This is a genomic window from Vibrio sp. Hal054 (assembly GCF_037162405.1).
Taxonomy (GTDB): domain Bacteria; phylum Pseudomonadota; class Gammaproteobacteria; order Enterobacterales; family Vibrionaceae; genus Vibrio; species Vibrio diazotrophicus.
In genome coordinates, this window is the sequence record NZ_JARLUT010000001.1 from 1,344,734 (window position 1) to 1,369,581 (window position 24,848).

At 40.6% G+C, this 24,848-nt stretch carries 25 protein-coding genes; 16 read left to right on the forward strand and 9 right to left on the reverse strand.

Annotated features, from left to right (window positions below; all coding sequences use genetic code 11):
- Positions 1–709: 709 nt before the first annotated feature.
- Positions 710–910 carry a helix-turn-helix domain-containing protein gene (locus P4S58_RS06215; RefSeq protein ID WP_242506669.1) on the reverse strand — a complete coding sequence of 67 codons (201 nt, stop codon included), beginning with the start codon at positions 908–910 and terminating at the stop codon, positions 710–712.
- Positions 911–1,036: 126 nt separating this feature from the next.
- Between P4S58_RS06215 and P4S58_RS06220 the strand changes: the two genes are divergently transcribed.
- The 8 genes from P4S58_RS06220 to P4S58_RS06255 all read left to right on the forward strand — a co-directional run bounded on the left by P4S58_RS06220 (position 1,037) and on the right by P4S58_RS06255 (position 5,551).
- Positions 1,037–1,273: a hypothetical protein gene (locus tag P4S58_RS06220; RefSeq protein WP_042482750.1), complete on the forward strand. Its 237-nt coding sequence runs from the start codon at positions 1,037–1,039 to the stop codon at positions 1,271–1,273.
- The gene (locus P4S58_RS06225; protein WP_337163201.1) at positions 1,266–2,477 is read left to right on the forward strand and encodes an Arm DNA-binding domain-containing protein; all 1,212 of its coding nucleotides are present in this window, start codon (positions 1,266–1,268) and stop codon (positions 2,475–2,477) included. Before P4S58_RS06220 ends, P4S58_RS06225 begins: the two co-directional genes overlap by 8 nt.
- Positions 2,474–2,812: a hypothetical protein gene (locus P4S58_RS06230; protein WP_337163203.1), complete on the forward strand. Its 339-nt coding sequence runs from the start codon at positions 2,474–2,476 to the stop codon at positions 2,810–2,812. The genes P4S58_RS06225 and P4S58_RS06230 overlap by 4 nt, the downstream gene beginning before the upstream one ends.
- An 8-nt stretch (positions 2,813–2,820) precedes the next feature.
- Positions 2,821–3,291, forward strand: coding sequence for a hypothetical protein (locus tag P4S58_RS06235; RefSeq protein WP_337163205.1), 471 nt, complete (start codon positions 2,821–2,823; stop codon positions 3,289–3,291).
- Positions 3,288–3,977 carry an ATP-binding protein gene (locus P4S58_RS06240; protein WP_337163207.1) on the forward strand — a complete coding sequence of 230 codons (690 nt, stop codon included), beginning with the start codon at positions 3,288–3,290 and terminating at the stop codon, positions 3,975–3,977. The genes P4S58_RS06235 and P4S58_RS06240 overlap by 4 nt, the downstream gene beginning before the upstream one ends.
- Before the next feature lie 75 nt (positions 3,978–4,052).
- Positions 4,053–4,220: a hypothetical protein gene (locus P4S58_RS06245; RefSeq protein ID WP_337163209.1), complete on the forward strand. Its 168-nt coding sequence runs from the start codon at positions 4,053–4,055 to the stop codon at positions 4,218–4,220.
- A gap of 192 nt (positions 4,221–4,412) precedes the next feature.
- A complete protein-coding gene (locus P4S58_RS06250; protein ID WP_337163210.1) occupies positions 4,413–4,904 on the forward strand; it encodes a hypothetical protein in 492 nt (163 codons plus the stop codon).
- Positions 4,905–5,413: 509 nt separating this feature from the next.
- Positions 5,414–5,551: a hypothetical protein gene (locus P4S58_RS06255; RefSeq protein ID WP_337163211.1), complete on the forward strand. Its 138-nt coding sequence runs from the start codon at positions 5,414–5,416 to the stop codon at positions 5,549–5,551.
- Positions 5,552–5,746: 195 nt separating this feature from the next.
- Here the strand turns inward: P4S58_RS06255 and P4S58_RS06260 are convergent, their stop codons facing one another.
- From P4S58_RS06260 to P4S58_RS06290, 7 genes are all read right to left on the reverse strand, one after another.
- Positions 5,747–7,624 carry a tyrosine-type recombinase/integrase gene (locus P4S58_RS06260; RefSeq protein WP_337163212.1) on the reverse strand — a complete coding sequence of 626 codons (1,878 nt, stop codon included), beginning with the start codon at positions 7,622–7,624 and terminating at the stop codon, positions 5,747–5,749.
- Entirely contained in the window at positions 7,573–8,922 is a 1,350-nt protein-coding gene (locus P4S58_RS06265) for a hypothetical protein (protein WP_337163214.1), read from the reverse strand. The genes P4S58_RS06260 and P4S58_RS06265 overlap by 52 nt, the downstream gene beginning before the upstream one ends.
- Before the next feature lies 1 nt (position 8,923).
- Positions 8,924–10,789 carry a hypothetical protein gene (locus P4S58_RS06270; protein ID WP_337163216.1) on the reverse strand — a complete coding sequence of 622 codons (1,866 nt, stop codon included), beginning with the start codon at positions 10,787–10,789 and terminating at the stop codon, positions 8,924–8,926.
- The gene (locus tag P4S58_RS06275; RefSeq protein WP_337163218.1) at positions 10,717–11,421 is read right to left on the reverse strand and encodes a hypothetical protein; all 705 of its coding nucleotides are present in this window, start codon (positions 11,419–11,421) and stop codon (positions 10,717–10,719) included. The genes P4S58_RS06270 and P4S58_RS06275 overlap by 73 nt, the downstream gene beginning before the upstream one ends.
- Positions 11,422–11,441: 20 nt before the next feature.
- Positions 11,442–12,011 (reverse strand): hypothetical protein, encoded by a 570-nt coding sequence (locus P4S58_RS06280; RefSeq protein WP_337163220.1) that lies wholly within the window; start codon positions 12,009–12,011, stop codon positions 11,442–11,444.
- A gap of 688 nt (positions 12,012–12,699) precedes the next feature.
- Positions 12,700–12,960, reverse strand: coding sequence for a hypothetical protein (locus tag P4S58_RS06285; RefSeq protein WP_337163221.1), 261 nt, complete (start codon positions 12,958–12,960; stop codon positions 12,700–12,702).
- A 26-nt stretch (positions 12,961–12,986) separates the two neighbouring features.
- Positions 12,987–14,630 (reverse strand): KAP family P-loop NTPase fold protein, encoded by a 1,644-nt coding sequence (locus P4S58_RS06290; protein ID WP_337163222.1) that lies wholly within the window; start codon positions 14,628–14,630, stop codon positions 12,987–12,989.
- A gap of 212 nt (positions 14,631–14,842) precedes the next feature.
- Between P4S58_RS06290 and P4S58_RS06295 the strand changes: the two genes are divergently transcribed.
- From P4S58_RS06295 to P4S58_RS06315, 6 genes are all read left to right on the forward strand, one after another.
- Complete coding sequence (locus P4S58_RS06295) at positions 14,843–16,237, forward strand: hypothetical protein (protein ID WP_337163223.1); 1,395 nt, start codon at positions 14,843–14,845, stop codon at positions 16,235–16,237.
- A 5-nt stretch (positions 16,238–16,242) separates the two neighbouring features.
- Positions 16,243–18,633, forward strand: coding sequence for a hypothetical protein (locus P4S58_RS06300; RefSeq protein ID WP_337163224.1), 2,391 nt, complete (start codon positions 16,243–16,245; stop codon positions 18,631–18,633).
- A 455-nt stretch (positions 18,634–19,088) separates the two neighbouring features.
- Positions 19,089–19,292, forward strand: a complete 204-nt coding sequence (locus P4S58_RS23680; RefSeq protein WP_443089016.1) for a GGDEF domain-containing protein — start codon at positions 19,089–19,091, stop codon at positions 19,290–19,292.
- A gap of 194 nt (positions 19,293–19,486) precedes the next feature.
- Entirely contained in the window at positions 19,487–19,813 is a 327-nt protein-coding gene (locus P4S58_RS06305; RefSeq protein WP_146742601.1) for a PilZ domain-containing protein, read from the forward strand.
- Between the two features lie 438 nt (positions 19,814–20,251).
- A complete protein-coding gene (locus P4S58_RS06310; protein WP_337163225.1) occupies positions 20,252–21,163 on the forward strand; it encodes a response regulator in 912 nt (303 codons plus the stop codon).
- Positions 21,066–22,022 carry a sensor domain-containing diguanylate cyclase gene (locus P4S58_RS06315; RefSeq protein ID WP_269349863.1) on the forward strand — a complete coding sequence of 319 codons (957 nt, stop codon included), beginning with the start codon at positions 21,066–21,068 and terminating at the stop codon, positions 22,020–22,022. The genes P4S58_RS06310 and P4S58_RS06315 overlap by 98 nt, the downstream gene beginning before the upstream one ends.
- 69 nt (positions 22,023–22,091) lie before the next feature.
- Here P4S58_RS06315 and P4S58_RS06320 read toward each other — a convergent pair whose 3' ends face one another.
- Positions 22,092–22,994 carry a DMT family transporter gene (locus P4S58_RS06320; RefSeq protein ID WP_102967957.1) on the reverse strand — a complete coding sequence of 301 codons (903 nt, stop codon included), beginning with the start codon at positions 22,992–22,994 and terminating at the stop codon, positions 22,092–22,094.
- A gap of 226 nt (positions 22,995–23,220) precedes the next feature.
- Between P4S58_RS06320 and pxpB the strand changes: the two genes are divergently transcribed.
- Both pxpB and P4S58_RS06330 read left to right on the forward strand, forming a co-directional pair.
- Positions 23,221–23,910, forward strand: a complete 690-nt coding sequence (gene pxpB, locus P4S58_RS06325) for a 5-oxoprolinase subunit PxpB (RefSeq protein ID WP_269349867.1) — start codon at positions 23,221–23,223, stop codon at positions 23,908–23,910.
- Positions 23,907–24,842 carry a biotin-dependent carboxyltransferase family protein gene (locus P4S58_RS06330; protein ID WP_337163228.1) on the forward strand — a complete coding sequence of 312 codons (936 nt, stop codon included), beginning with the start codon at positions 23,907–23,909 and terminating at the stop codon, positions 24,840–24,842. Before pxpB ends, P4S58_RS06330 begins: the two co-directional genes overlap by 4 nt.
- Positions 24,843–24,848 lie beyond the last annotated feature (6 nt).

Here is a 24,848-nt window from a genome sequence, read left to right on the forward strand (position 1 = left end):
TCTACCTTGCGGTGATTTGTGATTATGGTTTTTCGTGAACCCATGCTTTTACCTATATAAAATAACCACTTTATTATTGAATAATACTAGATGATCACAAGCTGCCTTACCAGATATTTATAGCGCTACAAACTTTAGGTGGTTTGTAAGCTTTGTTTGTCGAACAGTTGGGGAGTATATCCAAAGCAGCCCATATCCTTGGTTGCTCCCGCCAATCCCTTTACACCTAAAAATAATGGCAGAAGAAGAGCCATTATGTCTGAAGCGGATTAATAAGCCTCTGAAACGCAGTAAGAATCCTATCCCAGAGCACGTAGAAGACAAGATTATAGAGCTGACGTTACAGAATACACACTTTACATTGATGCAACTAATGATGGAGTTAAAGCAACACGGCATCAATGTGAGTATCGGCACGATTAAAAATATCTGGAAGGAAGAGAAACTCAATACCAGAGAGCTTAGGATAATGAAAATCACAATCGCTGAATATCGATGTGTAAGGAGAGAAGTATTAATCCAGACCAGAATGTAAAGGCATGACAGAATCGGCTGGTACTTATCCCGTCATCTTCCCTCAGTAATGCCAGTACCGTTGATCAGATTTGGTCATCCGATAGGCTGGGTTTATAAGCTGAAATTTTCTTCTAGAAGAAGACAGGGAGAACTATTTCGACAATGCAAACACTGACTTCTGGCAAATCAAAACTCAATCACTATCGGGTAAATACTCGATCACATCTTCAATCTTACAGTCAAAGAACTTACACAAGGCTTCAATGGTGGTGACGCTGGTATGGTATCCGGTGTTATTAGCAATTTTTGACATAGCTGAACTTTGAATACCTACTTGCTCAGCCAAATAAGATAAAGTTATACGTCTCCCTTCGCGCTTAGACTTCTCTGCCACTAATTCCCTAATCTTATATCTAATCAAATTCTTATTACCAAATGTTCGAATAAATGTCTTGATAAGACGAAAAATGACTCGTATATTTGTCTTGAGAAGACGAAAATAAGTCAAAAGGAGGTCTCTATGAACCAGACACTATTAACGGTGAAAGAGCTCGCAGTTCGGATCAAATATAGCGCCAACTACATTAATGCAAAACTGCGAGACTCAGTATTTATCGAAGGTAAACACTACATTCGACCTTTCCATGGTAGAAAAATTCTATACATATGGGAAGAGGTAGAAGTGGAATTATACCAGAGTGCGACACGAAATGCGGTTTATATTCCGATGGCAGCAGGGAGAGTATGTTATGGGTAGCGTTAATGTGAGGGGAGACAAGCTATATATCGATTTTCGTTATTGTAACGTGCGGTGTAGAGAACAAACGTTACTCAATAACACAGCCGCTAATCAGAGAAAACTCACCAAACTGCTAAATCAGATTGATGCGGATATCAGGTTAGGGTGTTTCGTTTACAGCGAATATTTTCCTGACTCGAATCTTGCATCTAAGTTCGTCAAGCAAGACATCCTGGCTCGGCGGAAGAAAGAAGAGTTGCTCGGCGCTTATAAAACTGCTTCGCAGGAGCTGCAGGGAATTACCAGCATTCCCTTTGAAGATTTTGCCCACGAATGGTTCGGTGAAAATGAGGTTCGCTGGAAAACCAGTTATGTGAACAGCATGAAAGTGTATTTATTTGGTTATCTCGTACCTGAGTTTGGCGATGTGAATGTCGATCAAATTCAGCGGCCAGATATCCTCAAATACCGAGCAAAGTTAATGCAGACCAAACCGGATGGAACGAAGCTCTCAACCGATTTTGTCAATCATGTCATGACACCTCTTCGCATGATATTACGTGAAGCGGCTGACCGCTATGGGTTTCGGTGCCAGTTTGAAAACATCAAACCATTGCGGGTAGAAAAGCGCGATGTGAATCCGTTTACTTTGGAAGAAGTGATGGATTTCTTAAATGTGGTGAAAAACGAGTATCGCAATTACTTTCTGGTACGTTTTTTTACCGGCATGCGCACCTCAGAAATCGATGGTCTGAAATGGCGATATGTGGATTTTCGTTTAGGGGTAATTAGTGTCCGTGAAACCTATGTTCAGGGGAAGATGGATACCACGAAAACCTTGGGTTCTGCTCGTGATATTCATATGTCGAGTATAGTGGTGGAAGCGCTCAATGCTCAGAAAGAAGTGACTGGTGCAGGAGAGTATGTCTTTTGTAATGCCGAAGGTAATCCTTTGGATAAAGGTAACATTCGCGACCGGGTTTGGAAGCCAACCTTAAGGAAAATGGGCTTACCTTATCGTCGCCCGTACGAAACTCGTCATACTGCCGCGACACTCTGGTTAGCGGCTGGTGAGGCACCGGAATGGATTGCCCGTCAGATGGGGCATTCCAATACCAAAATGTTGTTCGAAATCTACAGCCGTTATGTTCCCAACCTGACTCGTCAGGATGGCTCAGCATTTGAACGCTTACTGACCCAGGTGAAGGAGAAAAAACAATGAAATACAACACCATGACCGTTCATTGTGCCAGCTTATGTCTAGACGTATTAAATCAGGGGCACTTCTTTCGTTACACCACGCCCGATATTCTGGCGTTTAAGTCGGAAGTGAAAATGCAAATTCGTGTGCGACTAGAGCCGGTATCCAGTGTCATAACGGATGAAGAGGGAATGATTGATGCGTTGGCGTCAGGGGTGATGAATGTACTACTGCATTATCACTTCACTGCGGGGCGTGTATCACCGGATTTAATTTTGGGCTTGATACAATATCGATTCGATGATTTTGTCAAAGAGCGGAAGGCTCGACGTGATACTCAGGGTACTTTTGGATAGGTGAACGCATGTTGGACTACTTAGACCGTCCCATTGCTTTTCATCGTGCGTTTGTTCAGTTGGGCATCGGTATTACCGGTGCTTTACTGCTCAGTCAGGCGTTGTACTGGTCAAAACGGACTAAAGACGCTGAACGATGGTTTTATAAATCGATTGAAGAGTGGGGTGAAGAAACGGGGATGACCCGCAGAGAGATTGATACGGCTCGTTCAAAGTTAAGAAAACTGGGTATTCTGGTGGAGAAAAAACAAGGGGTGCCGTGCCGGATTTACTACCGGATTGATGAGCCAAACTTGATTGGCTGTTTGGGGCAAACTAGTATGGCGGATTGCGCCAATCCAGAGTATACCCGTCTGCCATACTGTAGTGGCGAAATCCGCCGACCTATTACAGAGAATACACAGAGATTACTAAAGACTACAACAGAGACTGCTTCGCCGAAGAGTGAATTTGGTTTACCTTGGAGGTTAAAACGATGAGTCACTTCACGTCGATTCTCAAATATATTCCTGCTCATATCACGCCAAAGACGGTTGAAGAGATGGAGCACATTCGTCGCCATAGTCAGCCGAGTGTTGATATTACAGCCTCATCACGTTCAGTGATCGGTGAGGTAAGAGGGGTTGGTGCCCGTTTTAAACAATGCCGTTTGGAGAACTATAGGAGCCACACTCCAACTCGGGCAGACGCGGTCAGTACCTTACAACGTTGGATTGAATGGGTTAGCCAAGGTATGGATACCAACTTGGTATTGGCTGGTTATCGAGGATCTGGAAAGACGTATCTGGCAACGGCGGTGATGTATTCACTGAGTGATTTGGGACTAAGCAGTGAAATTATTTCTTTCCATGATTTGATACTAGAAATTCGCAGTACTTATCGCTCAAGTACCACCCAATCAGAATGGCAAATACTTCAGCGTTTAACTCAGAGCGATGTGCTGGTGGTGGACGACTTAGATAAATCCCGCTATTCAGCCAGTGAGCAGCAAACGCTTCAGACATTAATCGATAAACGATACCGCAATCAATTGCCTACGGTGTTAATTACTCCATTACCAGGTCAGGCATTTTGCTCTTTAGTCGGAGAAGTGGTGTTAACTCGATTACGACAAGGTCAGTTAGTGTGGATTGAGTGTGTTTGGGAAAATCATTATTTCCCCTGATAAACGAGATAAATTGTTTTACTCCCGTCCATCTCCTTGCTATCTTTTGGCTGTATAAATACACAGGTTCTGTAAATGAACGACGATATCATTGAAACGTATCTTCCTGGTTATACCCAAGCGGATGAAGCCACTCGTCAAATGCTTTGGGATGAAGCTTCAGCGGATACGCTCTACCAACTCAACGCTGAGATTCAACTGCTCCGGGGAAAGGGGGCGGATAAACTGTCGATGTGTGAATAGGTTAGAGAAGAGAAGGAAATTGGGCTATATGGCGACTTACTCAGCTATGACATTGAGTTTTGGCATCAACAGCAGCGTGCTATAGACAACCAATATAACCCTGATGAACCTGAGCAAAATCCACAAGGGTTGCGGGTTATGTCAACTACTCCCCACGATTATCTGAGTTTGTATCGTGGAGATTGGATCCGCTTGTTTTACCAGGGCCAGTTTACTTACGGTAATCTCTATTCCGCCACCAATTTTATTCTCGAAGAAGTGGAAGAGCGGATCGAGCAGTGGCTGGAAACGCACTATCCCTATCAGGTTACTATAACGGTAGAGCTGGGTAGTCAGGCACATGATAATCGAGCAACGTTCTTCAATGATAATCGAGTTCACCAGCGACACTACTTGGATGTGAAACGCTATCTTCAGGATCATTATGCCCAATTTCAACACCAATTAACGAGCAAGCTAAACAGAGAACCGGTAGCGACGTACCTTATCGAGCGCAAAGATGACGGTGGGCATCCAATTGTGGATTTTATCTGCCATAACGATACCACTTTACGTATAGTCCGGCCGTGTAGTTTTGTGAAGGATATGATGCGCTATCAGAAAAACGTTGATACGTTGACTCCTTACATCGACAAGCTTGAACGTACGTGTTTGCAATGGATTGATGAGCAGAAATGGTCTTAGCAGCAGAACGACTATGAAAACCTTAGAAAATGGCGCTAAGTTTATTGAGCATCCCGAATCCAGCGGTGATTGAGTGAGCAATTTTATAGCGTTCCCCATGATAACTTGACTTGAATTCATGATCTCATTTGTTTATTTGGAGTGTTAATTAATTATAAGTTCCAGGAAGGATTAATCGTCTGAGATACACCCTCGAATTTTTTCACTGTCATTAACACGTTCAAATATCAATGCCGTATCGGTACTCTCAGCAAGACTCACCCTAAAGATACCTACATATCTCAGCAAATTAAATCCAAGAGCACCCCGTCCTTTTGCAAAGACAATCATCTTTCCGTTAGGGCATTTACTAACATCTTCTTTTTTACTTAATTATTGATAGCTTGGCATCCTCATTATCATTTAAGGCCTGCTCATGAATTCTTAATCCATCCGCACTCAATTCGTTATGCCAAATACCGTGTTCGTAAAGTCTTGGAAACCAAATTTACACACTCCATGTATGCCGTTTGGATAAATGGCCTGAAGAAGTTGTTCGTACATTTGATGCTATGGATGAAGATCCAACGGTTTATCATGCCATGAATGGTCCCAATGAGTTCCACGTTATTGGTTCGATGAAAAATTGGGATGTGATCCCCGTTTAGGCAAAATTCAGGTACCAACACTACTTATTTCGGGGCACTACGATGAGTCGGCCCCTGAGTGCGTACAACCGCTTTTCAGCCATATTCAAGATTGGAATGGACAGTATTTCCTAAATCGTCTCACATGCCTCATGTTGAAGATTCATGATATAGGCAATGTATTTTATGCAAGCAAACTGCAAATCATTGGCGCCATCATTCGATAGTGATTGAATTGTCCTTAGCCTCTTTGGTTTTTGTATAAATTGCTAACAATCGTAAAAATGTAACAAACGCCCTAGTTCTTAGCGGCGTTTCAATGATGTTACCTTCACTATCAATGCGTTGATTATCAAATTTGCTTTGTAACAGGTGAATACTGACTGTGCCAGGTGGATGATATTTGAGGAATCTACCAGCATCACTGAGAGTGGTTGTAAATTTGGCGGATGTCTTTATATATTGCTTCAGAGCTTTCGGTACTAGGACTTCAACCGTTATATTGGGGAAAATTCGACTTCGGATAGTATCGTCCCAGAATAATAGATGTTTTTTGTACGTATCTATCTCATTCGCATCGAAGTAGGTCTCGCTCGGGAAATACCACTTGAGTTTGACGTGACGTTCTTTTAAGCCAATCAGTTGGATTAGCTTAAGTAGGAGTAAGGCTGCTTTTTGATTATGGGTTCGGATCAACGAATCTTGTGCCCCTACCAGATCGTTTAGTATTTCACTAAGCAACGTAAAATTGAAATCTTCTGGAATCGCATCGTTTTCAATGGCGTTTTCAAACATCTTGATAAGACTTTCAATCGTTTTTACATTCCCTCGGTTTAGTTTGGCATAGTTAGCCAGTGGTGGAAGTGTATACTTTGATCTGCACAATGATGATCGCACGATAGATTCATCGGATTTGACGATGGCCTCGACCGCTAATGTATCAATACCGGTTAAGTTGGCGATATCAGAAGATTGTTGATCCTCGGCTAATAATTGAATGATTTCCCAAACTGCACTTAAAGAAACGGTTTGTTTCATTTCAATCGACTTAGTTAGCCCGAGTTGTGTGATTGCTTCATCAAGGCTTGAAACCAGCGATGCTGGTTCATACGTGTCTGGAACGGCGGCCATGAGATTGTGTTTTGATGTGGGTACCGACTGGAGCCTACCTTGATCACTAATTCGTATGCCTTGGCCCCAAAATCGACGTAGCAAAGTATCGGATGGTTGGTGGTTGGAAAATTTAGTTCGTTGAATAAATTCACTCAGATGAAAATATGATGAGGTAGTGACTTCTGGTGAAGAATGACCTAGTAAGCCGGATAATGCCCAGAGCTTTTTACGTGAGAACGGAGCGATGGCGAGACGTTGACATAATCGTTGGTGATTGTCTTGGGCGAAAAATTTATGCTGGCTGAATGAAAAATCGGCTAATTGTGAATGATCGGCATAGTTGAGGCGAATCCAGGTCCAGTTGCAGAAGGAATGGCGACAATGGTGGTATCGAATTTCAGGTTCACCGGTAACAATTTTCATAATTTCTGTTAGCAGCGAAAATGCTTCATTTAATTGCCTGGTATCTTTAAAAATGAGTGATTTCTCCTGGGTAAATTTGGTTTTGGTCACGTTGAGATAGCCAGTTAACTCAAGTAGATATTTTTCAGGCCATAGACAATCAAGCGGTAGGTTTCTGGAGCTTTCACTTGATTTGAGTTCTCGATATTTGTTGGGCCGTACGTGAAGACTGGCATACCGAACGCCCTTAATCGTGAAATCGGCAAACTGCAGTCCGGCGACTTCACCGCGGCGTAATCCGCTATAAAATCCTAGGTAAAAACACAATTTGGCGATTTTGGCCGTAGGAGTACCGATTGAATTACAGGCTTCAATGATACGCTCGGCTTCGTAGTGAGTGATTAAATTGGCATTAACACGATGGCCAATTGAGGGAATATCGATATCAGATAAACACAGGTTTGTAACAATGTCACTTTCAATTAAGAACTCAGCGAAATAGAGAACGAAAGATTTTTTGGTTGAGGCTATTTGTTCCGCCACAATATTGAGTTTTTCCGCCCAATCCAGGCTCTCCATTTTTTTGGTGCACAACCGGAAAACTCTTGAATGAATGGAGCTGCAACATAACTAATATAGGATTTGATAGTAGTTAGACGTAGACGCTTTTTATGTTTTCCACCAAACTTAAGCAGATGATACATCCATGAAAGCACTATCCAGCCCCAGGGGGCACTTGCTGCTATATCATTACTTTCTAACCTCGGTCGAAGTTCATTTTGTAACTTGGTACTGATCCGAATGCTTTCGGTTAACGAAGTTTTAATGAGTTTGCCAGTATAATGTTCGATTACCTCAATTTGCTCAGCAGTAGTGAGTTCTTCTTGTTCTAGAATGGCTTTCTTTCTTAATCTTTCAGCCGATGTTGAACCAGTTGAAAGCCATGCGACCTTTTGCCGAACCGGCATTTTTCGTTGTTCATAGTCCTCTTCATCTTGTTTAACCCGTTGGTCGGTCAGTAGCCTATAGAGTGATGTCTGAGTTAATGAGGTTGTGGGTAGCGCTGCTTGGCAAATGGAGTATTCTGCCGGACTGACAGTAAGGACGAATTCATTTTTAAATGCGGAGCGCAGATCGACAAACCGTAGGTTGTATATTCTAGGCAACAGTCTGTACGCATGAAGTAGAGCATTTATCTCTGACATAACATTGATCCTGACTTTTGAGCTGTCGTTCCAATAAGCGGTTAAGAATAATTCCGCCATTGGGGACAACCAGTAGCGTTGCCCCTTGGTTTCAACTAACCAGTGTTCACCAATTCGATAGAATGTGCTCTTTTTCGTCAGTAACTGCTCTATATCTTTTGATTTTTTGATTCCTTCTTTTATTACTAGCCATAACATAAGAACGGCTTGGTTTTGCTTTGGATGATCCAAATAGCGGGCAGTCAATGATTCATTTTCAACCAGCTCATAGATTCTGGCCTGCAGTCGCGACATTAAAAAGTCATCGGGCTTGAGCAGCGGAAAATCTTGCCTGATATGACAAGTCTGGCTAATCGGTGGGGCGGTGATGCCTGTCTGTTTTTCTATGATACAGAGTAAAAGTTCCAACAATTTAAGCTGGAGATTGTGATCTTCGAACCCTTTGCGAAAGGTCTTCTGAATGGTATTTAGTGACTCGGATTGTATTTTCCCGTTTTCGACCAAACCATGTTTCTGGGTCAATGAATAAACATCATTAGTAATGTTTAGTTTGCTGGGCAAATCAAGCTTTTCATTGTTGGTTAACTTGAGATATTCGCCCGTTTCTGATTGAGCCGCCCGTAAATAAGCGCTTTGTATCTCCAAATTGAGTACGTCACTTAATCGGCGCATATCAACCTCTCTTACGTGTTATTAATGACGGAATGGCCTCCCAGCTGAGTTCTTCCAGCATTTCGTCCAAAACCGGTAGGAGCTGTTCTATTGCGACTTTATGGCTTAGAGAGGAACATTTTTCGAGTGGTGTTTCACCGTTTACCCAATGGCCCAATTGGAATTTTACTAATTCCTGATGGACATTCGATAGTTGTAGATAACGGCGCACGTAATGTCGCCCGAAATTTAGTGGCAAATTGATATATTCACTGAGGTAAGATGGTCCTGAATTTTTCGTCCGGAAAAAGGTGGGATCATCTTTATCCTGGATAAATAAAAAGAATAGTCCATCATTTGCGTGTGAATTCTTCGCGGTAAGGAACCATTCGATTCGGTCGTTTTTATGTGGAAGATCTATTAATTGGTGATCGCAGGTTTGCGCATAAAGTTGCGTTGATTGAGCCGGGTATAAATGGCTAATGAGATTTGCCAGTGTTTTCGTATGCCGTTGATAGTGCAGTAACTGCGATTTGAGAACGGTTGGGCACACGACAACTCGGGTATGAGAAAACGTCTTTGATGAATCTTTATCTGAAATACATAGGGCATGATAGCGCAATAGCAGCAAGTCAAAACTGGGCAGCGGATTGTAAACTGCTCTATAACCTGACGCATTCACTAACATGATCAGCGTATAGGCCGTGTATTGATTATGATAGTCGATCAGATTACTTAAATTTTTGACCACATCAAATGCAGAGAATTGTTTCAAGTGGGCTAAACGATGGTTAACCCAATCTTTTATTGCTGCTCTGGTTGGTGTGAATTGAGATCCAATTCCGGTGGTATCTAAATCTAGTTGTAATTCAGGCAATACTGGTATTTGAATGTCAGTATCGTAGCCCCTCATCTGATTAAACATATCCAACCATATTGCTTGGATTCGGCAATTAATTTCAGTTTCAGAATACCAGGCATAATGGCGAGGTGAACGACTATAGTAACTTAGCTCTCCCCTTAACATTTCCAGGATAACCGGATCGTGTTTTTCTGTAGCGATTAAGTTGTTGATGAGATAGTTCTCAATCCGCTTTAGACTGATTTGGCAACGATGGCGCTGATTGAGCTTTTTTAAATAGGACTCTATGGCTATTCTATAGGCATTGACTGATGGCTTTCCTGAGAACTTTGTATGGCCACGTAAGTTGCTTTTGATAAACATATTATAAAAATATTGGGGGAGAGCTATGGCGGCGACGGTTTGGTTTTTTAGTAGGTTGGGGTTATCTGAATGCTTGCCTCTTTTAGCTGTAGGCTTTGGAGCAATTTTTAAAATTAACTCCGATTCAGTAACGATAAGCCCGAGGTTGTCATTACTAGTACTGTGATGTACGTCTAAGTTGCAGACGTCGCTCAGATTTCGCCCTGTAATCAAGATGAGGTGCAGAATGCATTGAATATCGGTTCTGGGGATTTTGTTTATGAGCGTGGTACGTTGAGAACTGCGGTCATGCCATAGGTAACTGAGTTCATTAGGCTGTAGAAGGTTACGCGCAAGCGGCGTAATGTTATGACTCCTACTAACACACTTCGATATCCCACGGTTCTTGTGATTGATTTTGGCCTTGTCTTTAATGACGGATACATCGGGTAATTCGTGTTGTGGCTTAGGTAAAACTGGCTGTTCAGTTTTGATAATGCAAAGTTCTGGATAATCTTCATCAGCGGATACTCCAGCATCAACAAGTGGTTTACTCAAACCACGTTTGAGTAGTGAGGCGGTAAATAAGTTATCCGAACCGATTACTCGTTCTATTTTTTTCGGCTGTAGGATGAACGGATACTTCTTTGAGATATACGAGAAAAGCTCTTTCGTTTTTTCCAATTGAGCCGGTAAAAATGTTCTAAGTCTCGCAGGTAACCAACACGACTTGATGAGCCTGACTCTTCGTCATTTTCGCGTTCTTGATCCATCAGAATCTCACGAACCTGAAGGATCTGATTGGCCGTATCATCTATTGAATTTGAATTAAAACATCGTCGGTCGATGACCTCATCGGTATAAAGAAGCCTGAAAGAGCGAATCGAAGTTTCGGTGCGGTCTTCCGTGATTATTTTTAATTCATTATTGTAATAATGACTGAGAAAAAATAATAATGCCGAGGCGGCTTGTGGCGTCTGGTGGTCATCAAAAATAAATAGCAATGAATACAGTGGGCGTCGACTCATCCATCCTTTTGCATGAGTTGTATTGCTGTATTTCTGAAAGAAGGCTTCATTCACTTCTGAAAATAATTGGAGTAATTGACGGGCAATATCTTGTTGGATGTCGAACAACTCACAGAATTTCTGAGGATGAGTATCAAAAAGGTATTCAAGCAACGAATGTACTTTTTGTAAGCCCCGGAAATCTTCAGGGCAATCGATGGCTTCAAGTAATTTTTCGAGTGGGTTAAGAAGATGACCTAGAGCAAAAGGTAAAAACGCTTGTATATCTTCGACGGTTGGCGTTGACATGAATCTATATCCTTAGCGAGCTACAAATCGGCTTTAGAAATGGATAAAAAGTTTGCCACTTTCTCTGCTGAGTTAAGTTCAGGAAAAAAAGTTAGCCACTCATCTGATTGGTAAATACTGCGTTTGCCTTCGTCCTTTTTGAACCATGACCGTAGATAAAAGCTAATTTTTTTTGTGTCACTGATAAAGCATTTAGAGAGCAAGTCGTTAGTCAGATCGAATAAAACGATTGCTCGTTTTATGCTTGAAGATGGTTTCTTTTTAAGTGCAAATACCAATATAGAAAAGTCATCGGGTAGGTAGTGTTGAGCAATCGCACTGCGGAGTCTGGTGAGGGTAAATGAACCGGTCAGAGCTTTAAATTGTTTACGGTACCGATAACAAATAATCGGCGATTGCAGAGATAGCAAATTGAATAGGTATGCAGATTTATCATTTGCTTCATTTGAGGTTCTTAATCCACTTAAAGGATTCGCTTGGGCAAACAGATCTTGAATTGTATCGTCAGAGATGAGTTCTTTGACTGACACTCGGATGAGCTCTACATTGTCGAATAGGGTAGCATCAAATCCCATAATCTCGTCTTTCAAAATCGCCTCACATCAAAAATAATCTCCGATATAAGAACTTTAATTTCATGACCGTTTCGTGTCCACATTACGCCGTAAAGTTGAGATCTTCATCAAGGGTAGGAGTCATTTTTCTTGTTAAAACGAGGAAGTGCCGTTAGAGTGTATAAATAAAGTTTATTGTTAATGTCTTGACATGGTAGGGGTCGGCAGTTCGAGTCTGCCTAGACCCACCAAATTCGTTCCTTCGTGAACAAACAATAAAGCCCGCTTTTTAGCGGGCTTTATTGTATCTACGCCCCTGCGATTTTCCCTAAAGTTAAATTTAACCTTTTTATTTAGGTGGTTTCAAAACTCGTCCTTTATCCTCGCGCAGATAACTAAAGCACAAGTGGTAAAATCTTAGCTGCAGTTGCAGCGCATTTAACTGATGAGACAGAATTGCGACAGCGAGAACAGTTGCATAGTCTGCTTTGTATCGAGACCAAAGTGGTGATTACAAACTCACCTTAGATGTCATACCGTTTATCTCCTGCATACGGATCGAGCGAAACATCCTACTTCCGCACACACTTGAAAGGAGTTCAAAATCTGCTGGATGTGCAATAGCGTAAGAGAAGAGCTGGATGAGAACGGGCGTGTACTAAGCGGAGAGTTTGTTATCCCCAAACAGGATGTAGGGGATATACCAATGTTCAGGTAACTCCAATTATGGTTTGTAGTAAATACTTGCTAATTGACATAAAAAACCGATAACGACTAATGCCATCGCCAAGCGAGTAATCCTAACTCTCCACTTATACGATTGGACTTCTTTGTGTGTAGGGTCAGTTATGTGCAAAGTTGCATTGCCCTTGAGGAACTCTTTCTTATCTGCAAAACTGATTTCAGCAACGAAAATCCACAATAGGATAACACCAATAATATCTAGTGTGAGTCCAAGCACGCTAAGGTTTGTTGTATTGAACACTAATACTCCTTTTACTGTCCGGAAACTCAGTCAATTACTTCTAGAGACGAGGACAATTCTACTAGTTTTTTATACAAATTTAGGTCTTTGGATTTGGGACTGTTGGCAAAGAGTAAAAGCAAATTAACATTAACCCACTGATTACCCGCAGTAAACAAGCTTTTATTAGATGTCAGAAACCTTCCTAAATCGCTAGTATTAGATGACAATGTGCTTGTTATTTGTTTCACAGGGATATTTATTGCTTGGAAGGATGCCATTAAAAATTCATGGATCGAGCATTGATAAAAACCCACAGGATATTGAACTGCAATGTGATTAAAAGTTTGATTTTCACCTAACAGTGTAGGCTCAATATATATGTATAAATACTCGTTTCGATATTTTAACTTTCTTAACTCTATGTCCTTACTAGAATTTTGAGTCGTTTCGGAATAAATGCCATTGTAGAATAACTCCTCGTAAAATGTCGGATATTTTTCTTTTATGCATAAAAATATAATTAGCAATGGTAAATTAACTACAATATCCTTATGCATTGAACTAATTGTTGCTATTAGCTTGTTAGTTATTTGAATTGCTTGTCTTGGACTGAGCTCAAAAACCTTATATATAGTATTTATTAAATGAAAATTAGTTGCTGAGTTGTCTGGTTCTTCTAAACTCTTTCTTGAAGATAATGTAATTGGCCAAACATTTATTCCTTTTGTGCGGAAATAATCTGATGTGAGCTTGTGCATATCACAGTGAGTTCCAAGAAAACTATCAAAGGATGGGCTACTGAGAGTGCAGCGACTATTAAAAAAACGACCTAAGTAATTCCTTGCATCAAATCTCTCACCATAAATAGCCTTAACCGCATGTTGTAGTTGCTCTGTGTCCGTACCAACAACAAACACCACTCCAGGTATGTCAAAAATGTGTTTAATGGTTTCTAGCATTTCCACTGCATAGCTCGGTCGGCAGCGGTCGAGTTCGTCGATGAATATGAATGCCGGGTATTTTTTCTTTTCGAGACCAACTACGGCTTGAATCCATTGTTCAACTGATTTTTTCAAGCTAACAATAGCGTCACTTTTGGCTTCGTGTTCATCTAATAGGTATTGCACCGCTTTAGATGCGGCGATACCCATATCGATTTTATTACCCGATTCGTCTTCAATATCCACTCCAATAAAACCGTCTTCGGAAGCTTCCATTATTGCTACAGGATCTACCCCTAAATAACGCTTAGTTAAGGCTCCTGCGATGCTAGGTAGAGCAGTTTTCAGTAAGCCGATTGCCTTTCTGGATACTTTAAATACAGCCTTATCGACATCTTTCCCTGCTTGTTTCCTTAGCTGTGTGGTCATTGATGAAATAACTGCTAGTAGAGGATCATCAGAGTAGTCCTGCTTCCATGCATCAACGTAAACGACTGGGTAGTGTTGTTTTAAATCGTGATACCAACGCTTGAGGAAGTAGGTTTTGCCAGAACCCCATTCCGAATTGAGGTTGAGAACATAGTTCTTTTTTCTCTCACCTTCAGGTTTAGTTTCATCAAAGCCCTGGCCTGCAAGAAAGCCAGTTAAAAACTGTGCGTATTTAGCGCGGTCGAGTTTATCTGCAGGGCAGTGTTCGCCAAGAACGGTGGCATCTTCATCCCACAGCATCTCTATTGTCTTTGTCATAGCCAACCTCGTTCATTTATGGATTGAGCATGGCTTTTTTAACCAGTCTGTTCAATACGTTGAAAGTAATTGCCTTAAGTGTGATGTCAATAGTGTGTGCCAGTGCAAGCAATTGAGTTGTCACTAAATGCAAATCGGATACGGAAAGGGAGAGTAATTGACGGTGCAGTTTGTTTCATAGACACTTTGTTTGTAGCAAAAGGAGTTTCAAATTGAGCAAACGTCTGTCAAAAAAAGATCTGTTTTCAGAAAAAATGTTTCTTGGGGAAATCGAAACAAATATAGGTACCTTGGCTGTATTTTGTTATCGAGTAAAAAACATGGAGCGTTTGTATCGAAAGATAGGAGACGTAAAAGTTTCAGAGTTATCTCCTTCTGATTTTATCCGCAAATTAGTTTCAACAATGAGTTATCTCGCTGAAGATGTTGTCGAATTCGTAGAGCCTAAAGAATCACTAACCGAAGAACAGTTAAATGCGTTGACACTAGAAGACCTAGATGCATTCAGTACCCTGTTTCTAAAAGAAGGTCATGGTGATTACTTTTACAGAAAGATTATTCACATTAAGAATGAAGAAGATGGAACCGATACCTCAGATGAAAGGGATGAGATATTTGCGACTCAGAAAGAAGGTGAACGTTCTTATGAGTATCTTCATAGACTTTTTGTTCTTGAAGCTGAAAGGAATGAAGAAATATATAAGAAAAATTTCGGTAGTTTGGGATTATCTGAATCGTTAACTTCGCAGTTTGCAACATCGTCAATATTGGGTTTGACTTTAAATAAGCAGATAACTGAACTTTTTGAGCCATATAGAGCAGCAAGTGACGCTCTGAAGAGTGTTATAGAACCATATTCTGCAGTCACAGATACTTTAAACCGTACATTAGAACCTTACCGACGGATTAGTAAATCTTTAGAGCCGTATAAGAAGGCCAGTGATGTTTTAAAAGGTATTAATATCGGTGTTTCTACAAATGCACCTTTTGTGCAAAGACATAGCGATAAAATTTTATACTCGATACCGGCTGGTGCTGCGCCTGATGAAGATAATGATATGGGCGATCATGAAGAGGACGAACAACAGGAAGATCATGAACAGAGGTTAATAGAATTAACAGAAGCGCAGACAAAGCAATTATCTAAACAGATAAACGTTTTGCATGGCATGAACCTTCACATGCAAAACTTAAATGAAAACCAAGTTAAAGCAGCGACAGAAAATACATCTCACATGGCAGCTTTGGTTCAAGTTTCTCAAACCACTTCGACATATATGCGAAGCCTCAATGAAAACCAAGTTCAAGCAGCAAAAGAAAGTTCATTATCAAGTGCAAAAGCAGAGCGGCTAGCAACAAAAGGTCTACATATCAACTGGGCGGTTTTAGTCATTACATTTCTGGGTTCCTGTGCTGCGCTGTATTCGACATACTTGGCTTACCAGTCAACGCAGTCAGAAAGCGCCTTTCGAGTGGAAAATAAACAACTAAAGACTGAACTTGAGCAAAGGAATGAACAATTCGAATTACAGAACAAAAGAATTGCTGATTTGGAAATAGCTCTATCAAATTTGCAGAAAGAAGAATCAGCGGAAAAGGTTGAGTAGAGAAAATGGCAGATCCGACGATTTATGAAATAACTTTATCTACCCAGCTTATTGCGGTATTCACAGCATTCTCAGCTTTCACAATGCCTATAGCATTAGAGCTGTTAAACCGTGTTAAATCGAAGTTTGGTTCTCCATTCTATGTGGATACAGTTGAAAAAATATTAGGGTTCAGAATTACGAGCTTTATCAAACAGTTATTCATGTTTATTTCTGTATTTACAGTTTATAGTTTGCTGGCTTCTATTGCGAAGTATAAATTATCCTATCTATATGACTATTGTATTGTTGCAGAGGTGCTATTCTTTTCTTGGGCTGTGTTTTTACTATATAGAGAGTTTAACTTTCTTAATATTGTATATGAAGTGACTAAATCAGATATTATTGTCGAAAGATATATAATTGACCAGTTGAAGAGTGTTAAAGCAGAAGGTGCTGTTCCTGATGGCATTTACAATTTAATTAACTTGTGGGTGCAAATTGCTGAATATAATATAGAGTTTTCTAAAGTTGGCCCTTCAAAAAATACCCACTCGCGCATGTTTAAATTTATAGGTGATGCATGTTTAGATACAAGTATATTTAATTTGGATGTCGTAAACCAACTTTTGAGTGAGCTTTCCAAGATTTTAGTTAAAAGTAGGAGGAGTGAGGATAGGGTTTCTTATATTACTACGCAGCGTTCTTATGGTTTTCATTTGATAAACTACTGTGATTCTATTGATTCTGAACGAGTGAATAATATACCAACTCAAAATCTATATATGGAAACCATGAAAGAAATTGAATCTTCAGAACATTTTTTATGTACAGCTGATTTCTTGTTGTCTACTTCAGTTTTAATTTTAAATAAAGTGCAGACGCTATATTTCATTGATAAGTATATTAATGATTTGATAGGTTTGGTTGTGGATAGAAAACCAGAGATAATTTGTGAAATGATGGATAATTATAGGAATTTTAATAACTATTCTAGCTATTTCATAGAGGAGTTGGATAATTTTTACCATAACAATTACGATATCATAGAACATGATGAAAAACTAAGTTCATTAAAGTTTAAAATTGAAAATGATTACGAAAATATATTGATTGAAAATGCTAATAGTATAGTTAAAAATATTGAAACTTTAGTTTTTAATACCTTAGTTGCTAAGGATGGTGGCCTCGATACTAAAGCCTTGCAGGAAGAGCAAGACGGATTGAAAAGTGAACTGATGAAAGGGCTAGGTGTGCTTCTAGCAAAAAGAACCGCCAAAGTCGCATTAGCCAAACTAGCTGAAGGTAAGAGATGGAATGATATATTGTTATGTCTCAATAAATTTGACTACTCTGGCACAAACATCCATATGCTAGGGACTAGAATCTATCCTGATTCATATCAAGAAGTTCTATTTACACTTGCAGATCGAATTTCCGGACAATTTGATTTTCGTAATGAAAAAGTTGACGTTAATTATATTCAAGCCGTACCTTTGCTTGTAATGCAGCAGATTTATTCAGAGTTTATTGGTCAAGATGTTCCGGATTTTTCTTTGGTTAACAAAATTAATGTAAATGTTGGGCCTTTGACCTTACAGCAGTTGAATTATTGTAAGAAGAAATTGGAAAAAGCAAGGTATTATTCTAGAGCCGAAGTATACGCAATCAGTTTTTGTAGCTTTCACAATATTGAACATGAGTTTGATAATGTTTATTCATCCTCAATTTTGGTGTTTGATAAATTTATTGAGGTAATATCAAGTGAAATCGAAAGGAAGGAAAAAGAAGGAAAGATATCTTTAAGGCAGAAAGAACGGTTTATTAATGAGTTTGTTTCGGCTGAGTCTGATTCAGTTTCCGATTTCCCGCTTTTACAATTTTATATAAAACAGATAAAAGATAAGAAGCCAGAAATCCTAGAAGAGAACGACGCTCAATTTCCTAGATTTTCTGAAAATTATGCCAGACGTGATTTTATGGATAATACAGGTGTACATCATTCCTTTACGCATTCATATATCCTTAGAAATATCCATTACCAACTTCTATTCAATTTGATTAGCCAGAAAGGTAAGTTAATTGAATCTTTCGAACCTTCGGAGCTTCAACAGGGGGATTTCCTTGTTATAGGGTATTCAGACATAAATGACATGAGCGAGATGACAGGGCAGAGTCTTATGCACTACTATCGAAAAGATAATCTATTTACTCTTCTTACTGTCCCTACTAAAGAAAGTCTTGGACGATACTTTATCTATCGCCAAGGGAGAGATGGTGCATTATTGAAATTACACACAGAATCAACTGAAGATAGTATAGAGAAAGTGTATGCAAGCGTGCTTGATGTTGAGTTCAAAGAAGATTTAGGTACGGTAACAGCGATTAAAACTGCTGCAATAAGTTTTATTATCTAAGTTATCTGAATCAGTAAAATCGCCAGAGCTTAACTCTGGCGATTCACCAAATTAATCAATCAACATATCAAATGCGGCTGCTACGGCTGCGATGACGGCTTGGTCCGGTAACATATCCAACTCCAAGCGGCTTACTTGTCGGTACACCACGGCCACGACTCTAGCTTTCTGTTCAAAAGACAACTTTATTGATTTAAAAGGACACAAAAAGCGGAATGTTGAGTATTGGTAAAGCGTAATAGAGCCTGTTTAATTTGTATAATCAGTGAGTTACATAACTTTGCTGTCAGGCTTGACATGGTAGGGGTCGGCAGTTCGAGTCTGCCTAGACCCACCAAATTCGTTCCTTCGTGAACAAACAACAAAGCCCGCTTTTTAGCGGGCTTTGTTGTTTCTACTATCCTGAGATTTTCCCCAAAGTTAAATTTAACGTGAAAACAAACCCGTTTATCTGGGTGGCTTCAACAGGGGGCTTCAAAACGGTTTCAATAATCATTTCTTTGACTGCCAGCTTTGGTATTTCTAGCCGAACAAAAAATGAAAATCTCGATCAACTGTTTAGACTTGCAGATAAGCAACTGTATATTGCGAAAAGTCGTGGACGAAATCGTGTTGAGCCACATAGCGACAGTTGTTCCATATTTTCTCTTAGCAGTTAACGTTTTCTTTTATTTGGATTACACTCTTTGCCCTTATTCGGATGCTTCCGACAAAAAGAGTAGAACATTCACCTCTACATCCTACACTTTGATCTATATGGTGTAGCGCCTGTTTAAACAAACAACTAAAGCTTATTAAGTGCAGAGTGAAAACTTGTTGTTTAACTTTAATTGCCCAAATCTAGAGTAACGCCGTGTCAGTCACATCCTTTACCAACCGTCGAAAATCGTCCCGCATTGAACTTAAAGCAATGATTCCCGCCTCTTGTTTGTTTAACCGCTGGTTTAAGCCTGTAATCCAAGTTCAAGTTGTTGATGTTTCTAATCACGGTATGAAGCTTTTTACTAAAGACTATTTAAAGTTATCGAACGCGACTATTCGCATTGATGCATTAAATGAAGGAGTGAAAGGCAAAGTGGTATGGCGACACGAAAGGGATGGTGGCTATATGTGCGGCTTTATGGTGCAAGAAGGAAATGAAATTTCTGAGGAAGACATCGCGTACTTAAGCAATTTATAAAAGAATCAGATTTGGTTCGATATTTAGTTGCGCTGGTTGGAAATATCGCAAAGAGTCTGTCTTAAAAATGATACTCGATGCAAATTTATTCAATTAACGAAAGCGAAATGCTGAACAATTTCAGCTCGCTAGATCCCTTTGACAGAAGGACTTTAGTTCATTTTTTGTCTAATTCTATAGTTTAAATTCAGCAATTTCTGATTATTGACGACGGTGTTTTGGCATTGAAGATGACTTTCTAATGTGAGTATTATTTAACAGTTTTAACGAATGGCCCAATGTGCAACATTAAACTATGAACGTTCTAATCTGTGATGACTCTGCATTAGCTAGAAAATCCTTAAGTCGGACTCTTGTTAATTTTTACGATATTGAGATTTTTTTGCGGAAAATGGCAGAGAAGCACTAAGTGTACTCGCTCATAACCGAATTGATGTTTTGTTCCTCGATCTGACTATGCCAGTGATGGACGGCTATGATGTATTGGGCATGCTACCTGTTAATTCATATCCGACCAAAGTCGTTATTATCTCTGGTGATGTACAAAAAGCGGCGAAAGAACGTTGTTTTGCATTGGGCGCGTCTGACTTCATCGAAAAGCCTTTTAAAATAGAGCAGCTAGAGGCCGTTTTCAAAGGTTGCCATGTTGGAAATTCCATTCATAAAAGCATAACTTCAGAACCTTATATTGATTCAGATTCGAAATTTAGAGAACTGACCAATATCGCGTTAGGTCGTTGTGTTGCGCTTATTTCAGATAGCGTAGGAGATTTTATCAACATGCCTTTACCTACGGTTGGCATATTAGAGCCATCAGAGCTGGAGATGGCCGTTCACGATGTCTTATATAGAGACAATGTGAATGCCGTAACACAGCGTTTCACAGGCGCAGGTATTCACGGTGAGTCTCTGGTAACTATCAGAGGCAAAGAATTCGCCAAAGTGGGCGAGCGTCTTGGTTATCCGCTGCAAGATGCAAACAGCAACGAATCATTACTTAACATTTCCAACCTAGCGGTTTCTACCTTTCTGCGTGTATTGGCAGAACTCATTATGGTCAGCTTTACTCTACGTCAGCCAGTTTTAATTAACAGCTACGAAAAAGAGCTGCTTTCACAGCAAAAGATAACCAAGTCTGCTTTTACGGTCGAGTTTTCTTATTCCGCTGAAAATCTCGATTTCCAGTGTGACATCTTGCTGTTGATCGACATGGAATCCGTAAAAGTAATAGATAAATTGATGGAATCTTTTAATGCCGAGATTGACTGTAAATGTGCGGGATTTCCATTGGGGGATCCAAGCGTTAGACACTATAGACGTTGGGTTAGTGGTTATCGATATCAACTATGAAGTGTGCCTATGGAACAGTTTTATGCAAAACTATTCGGGCATTGTTTCTACCAAAATCATGACCAAAAATCTATTTGAAGTCGTTCCGGATCTTCCTGAAGAGTGGCTCAAAGCCAAAATAGATGCGGCAGTCAAATTAGACACAAGAACCTTCTCCAGATGGGAAGATAGACCTTACGTCTTTCATTTTAAAAACTACTCACCTTACACCAACAAAAGCACAATCATGTATCAGAACATGGTGGTCACTCCGTTGAAATCACTCAATGGCGATGTTTCTCATGTGTGCATTATGATTCAGGATGTTTCTGATATTGCTAAGAATAAACTGCATTTAGAACAATCAAATCAGCATTTATCTACCATGAGTCGTACTGATGGTTTGACGCAATTACTCAACCGTTCTTATTGGGAATCTCTACTGATGAAAAAGTACGAGAAAATCATTGCGACTGAAGCACCTGCGTCATTAGTTATTTTTGATATCGACCATTTTAAAAAGGTCAATGATACTTTTGGTCATGCTGCCGGTGATGATGTTATTCGCAAAACAGCGGAGGTGTTGCGTAAGACAGCGAGAGCTTCTGATCATTGTGGCCGCTATGGCGGTGAAGAGTTCACTGTGTTATTGCCAAACACCACTGTTGACCAAGCGAGGTACTTTGCTGAAAGGTTGCGTAAGCGTATTGAAGCTGAGGTTGTCAGTACCGAACAAGGTGAAATCCGATACACCATTAGTCTCGGAGTTTGCGCTTTTGATAAGCGGTTCCGTACACATTCGGAATGGTTAGAGCATGCAGATAAAGCGCTGTACGAGTCAAAAGGGCAAGGACGAAATCAGACAACAGTTGTGGCGTAAAGCCATTCTTCAAAAGCCAAACCGGATCTACAAGAGATGTAAGATGCGATTTGGCTTTTATTCTTCTCTTTATCTGGACATTAAACTGAGTCGTTTTGATTTCTTCTGGGATAGAAGTAGCCCAATGAATATCAGAGTTAGCGCGGTATAAGTTGACGAGTTTATTGGCTCTCCCAGCAAAATCACACTGATGATCATGCCAAATACAGGCACCAGATAGTTATTGAACGAAGTGAAGGTTGCCCCCACTTGTGCCAGCAAATTGTAAAGTAAGAAGTAAGCAAAACAGGTACAGGCCAGCGCCAATATCAATAGCGCGGAAAGAGAGCGAACGTTAAAAGTGAAGGTGCTGACGTCATCAACCAGTAGCGCAATCGGCAAAGAGAGTACCGCAGAGCAAATCAAAATACCTGCCGCATTCGCGAGAGGGTGGTACTGGGTAATTTTACTTCTTCGAGCATAAACCGCCGATAAACCATAGCAGCAAGCCGCAAAGATAACGGCCAGTTGTGCCAATATATGCGCGCCAAAACCTTGCAGAGCATCAACACCGATCAGCACAACCACACCACCTCCGCCTAGTACCACGCCCACTAGTTTGTTCAACGACATCTTCTCGTCATCCGTTAAGTAATGAGCGAAGATTAAGGTCGCGAGAGGAATCAACCCCATCAGCACGGAAGCTAACGCGGCATCTATATATTGCTCTCCCCACGTAATCAAAAAGAATGGAACAATATTGCCGATAACCGCCACGACAGCATAGTGTTTCCAAACCTTTAACTCGGCCGGAATACGCAATTTAAAAGCCCAGATAAATACGGACATAGCGATGGCAGATAGAGTTAAACGTATAGCAACCGTCAATATGGGAGAGTAGCTTTCTAGAGCTATCTTAAGGAAAGGGAACGAACTTCCCCAAATCGCCGCTAGAAATAGAAGCATCAGATAGTGCTTTGCATGAACCTGCATCTTATTAATCCGTTAATTCACTTACAAAGAGCGTACTGCTCGTGAGGCTTGTCACGCCAAAGACTCTGCGTCTTCGTGTTCACAATAACCATATCTAAACAAATTGACAACATGTTAAAAGTCATTACGATTTTGAAGACATACAGCACGTAAAGAACGAATCTGACGAGTTTTTGAGATAGGGAAAATCTGTAATGAAGTTGGAACTGACAAGAGTAAATGACCAATGAAGGTAGAGGTTTGTCGGGTTTCCGAAACAAGTTTAATTATCTACTTTGGGCACTCCATAGATTTGGAATTGATCGAGCGAATTGCTACGTTTAGTCAAATGGTGCAGGAAAGGTATCAAGACAAAATCTATGAAGTGGTTCCTTCATACACTACGCTGTTGATCGAATACCATCCTCTGAAAATAGATATCAAAGAGTTGATGCAGTGGTGTCAATTGCAAGCTGACCAAATAGCTAACAACAAAACATTGTCATCGAAATCTAAAACAGTGACGTTTCCGGTTTACTATCATCCTGAAGTTGCGCCGGATTTGCAGAATTTAGCTTCAGAAAAGCAATTAAGTGTCGAGCAAGTCATACAACTTCACAGTGAGATAGAATATACCGTCTGCGCAATAGGTTTCGCGCCGGGCTTTGCTTTTCTGGGAACGGTTGACGCGCAAATCGCAACGCCTCGCCATGCAGAACCGCGTTTGAAAGTAGCGAAAGGCAGTGTAGGAATTGCTGACCAACAAACGGCCATTTACCCGCAAGAAACACCGGGCGGCTGGAAGATTATTGGTAATTGTCCAGTTGAGTTGTTCAATATCAACAGCGAACCAATGATGCCATTTGAAGTGGGGGATAAAGTGCGTTTTGAACCTATTTCAAGGGAGAAGTTCTTGGATCTCGGAGGTGTTGTATGAGCGGCTTGCAAGTTATGTCGTCAGGTATGTTAAGCCTTATTCAGGATTTAGGTCGATACGGAGTCGCTCATCATGGGTTAAGTACTGGTGGGCCTGCAGATCTTCATGCGCACTGTTGGGCGAATCAATTGCTCGATAACCCAAGCAATACTTCCGTGTTAGAAATCACCATGGGCAATGTCTCGTTTTTAGCGCTCGATGACATCCTAATGTCGCTAACTGGTGCAGACACCAATCCGCAAGTCGATGGCGAGCCTATTGCTACTTGGCGAAGTTTTTTGCTGCGTAAAGGGCAAACACTCAAGCTTGGTTATGCAAAAACGGGTTTCCGTAGTTATTTAGCCGTTGCTGGTGGAATTGATGCGCCGAAGGTTTTTGGCAGTAGTGCCACTGTAGTGCGTAATCAACTGGGCGGCTTAGGAGTGCAATCGGGTAGAGCAGTACAGAAAGGCGACATTTTGCCAGTTTGCAAAACATATACAAATGACGGCAAGCCATTTAATTGGGTACCAAGGCTTTTTATTCCCAAATATTCCGATGAAGTGAGCTTATCTGTCATTGAATCTTATCAGTCACACTCTTTTAGTCGCCAAGCAAAACAGACGTTTTACGCCAATCCTTATCAGATAAGCGATAAATCGGACCGTATGGGCATTCGATTACAAGGAAATCCCGTTCAAATGGATTTAAGTGGCGTGATATCTGAAGGCATCGCCTATGGTTCCATCCAGTTTCCTTCTAACGGTCAGCCTATTATTTTGCTGAACGACCGCCAGACTCTTGGGGGATATCCAAAGATCGGTTGTGTTTCAAGAATGAGCTTAATGAAACTCGCTCAGGCACGACCGGGTAGTTTGATCCACTTTTATCGCGGTGATATTGAACGTGAGACAGAGGCGTACTGCGAGTTTATGAAGTTCTTCTCTCTTTAGTCTAAT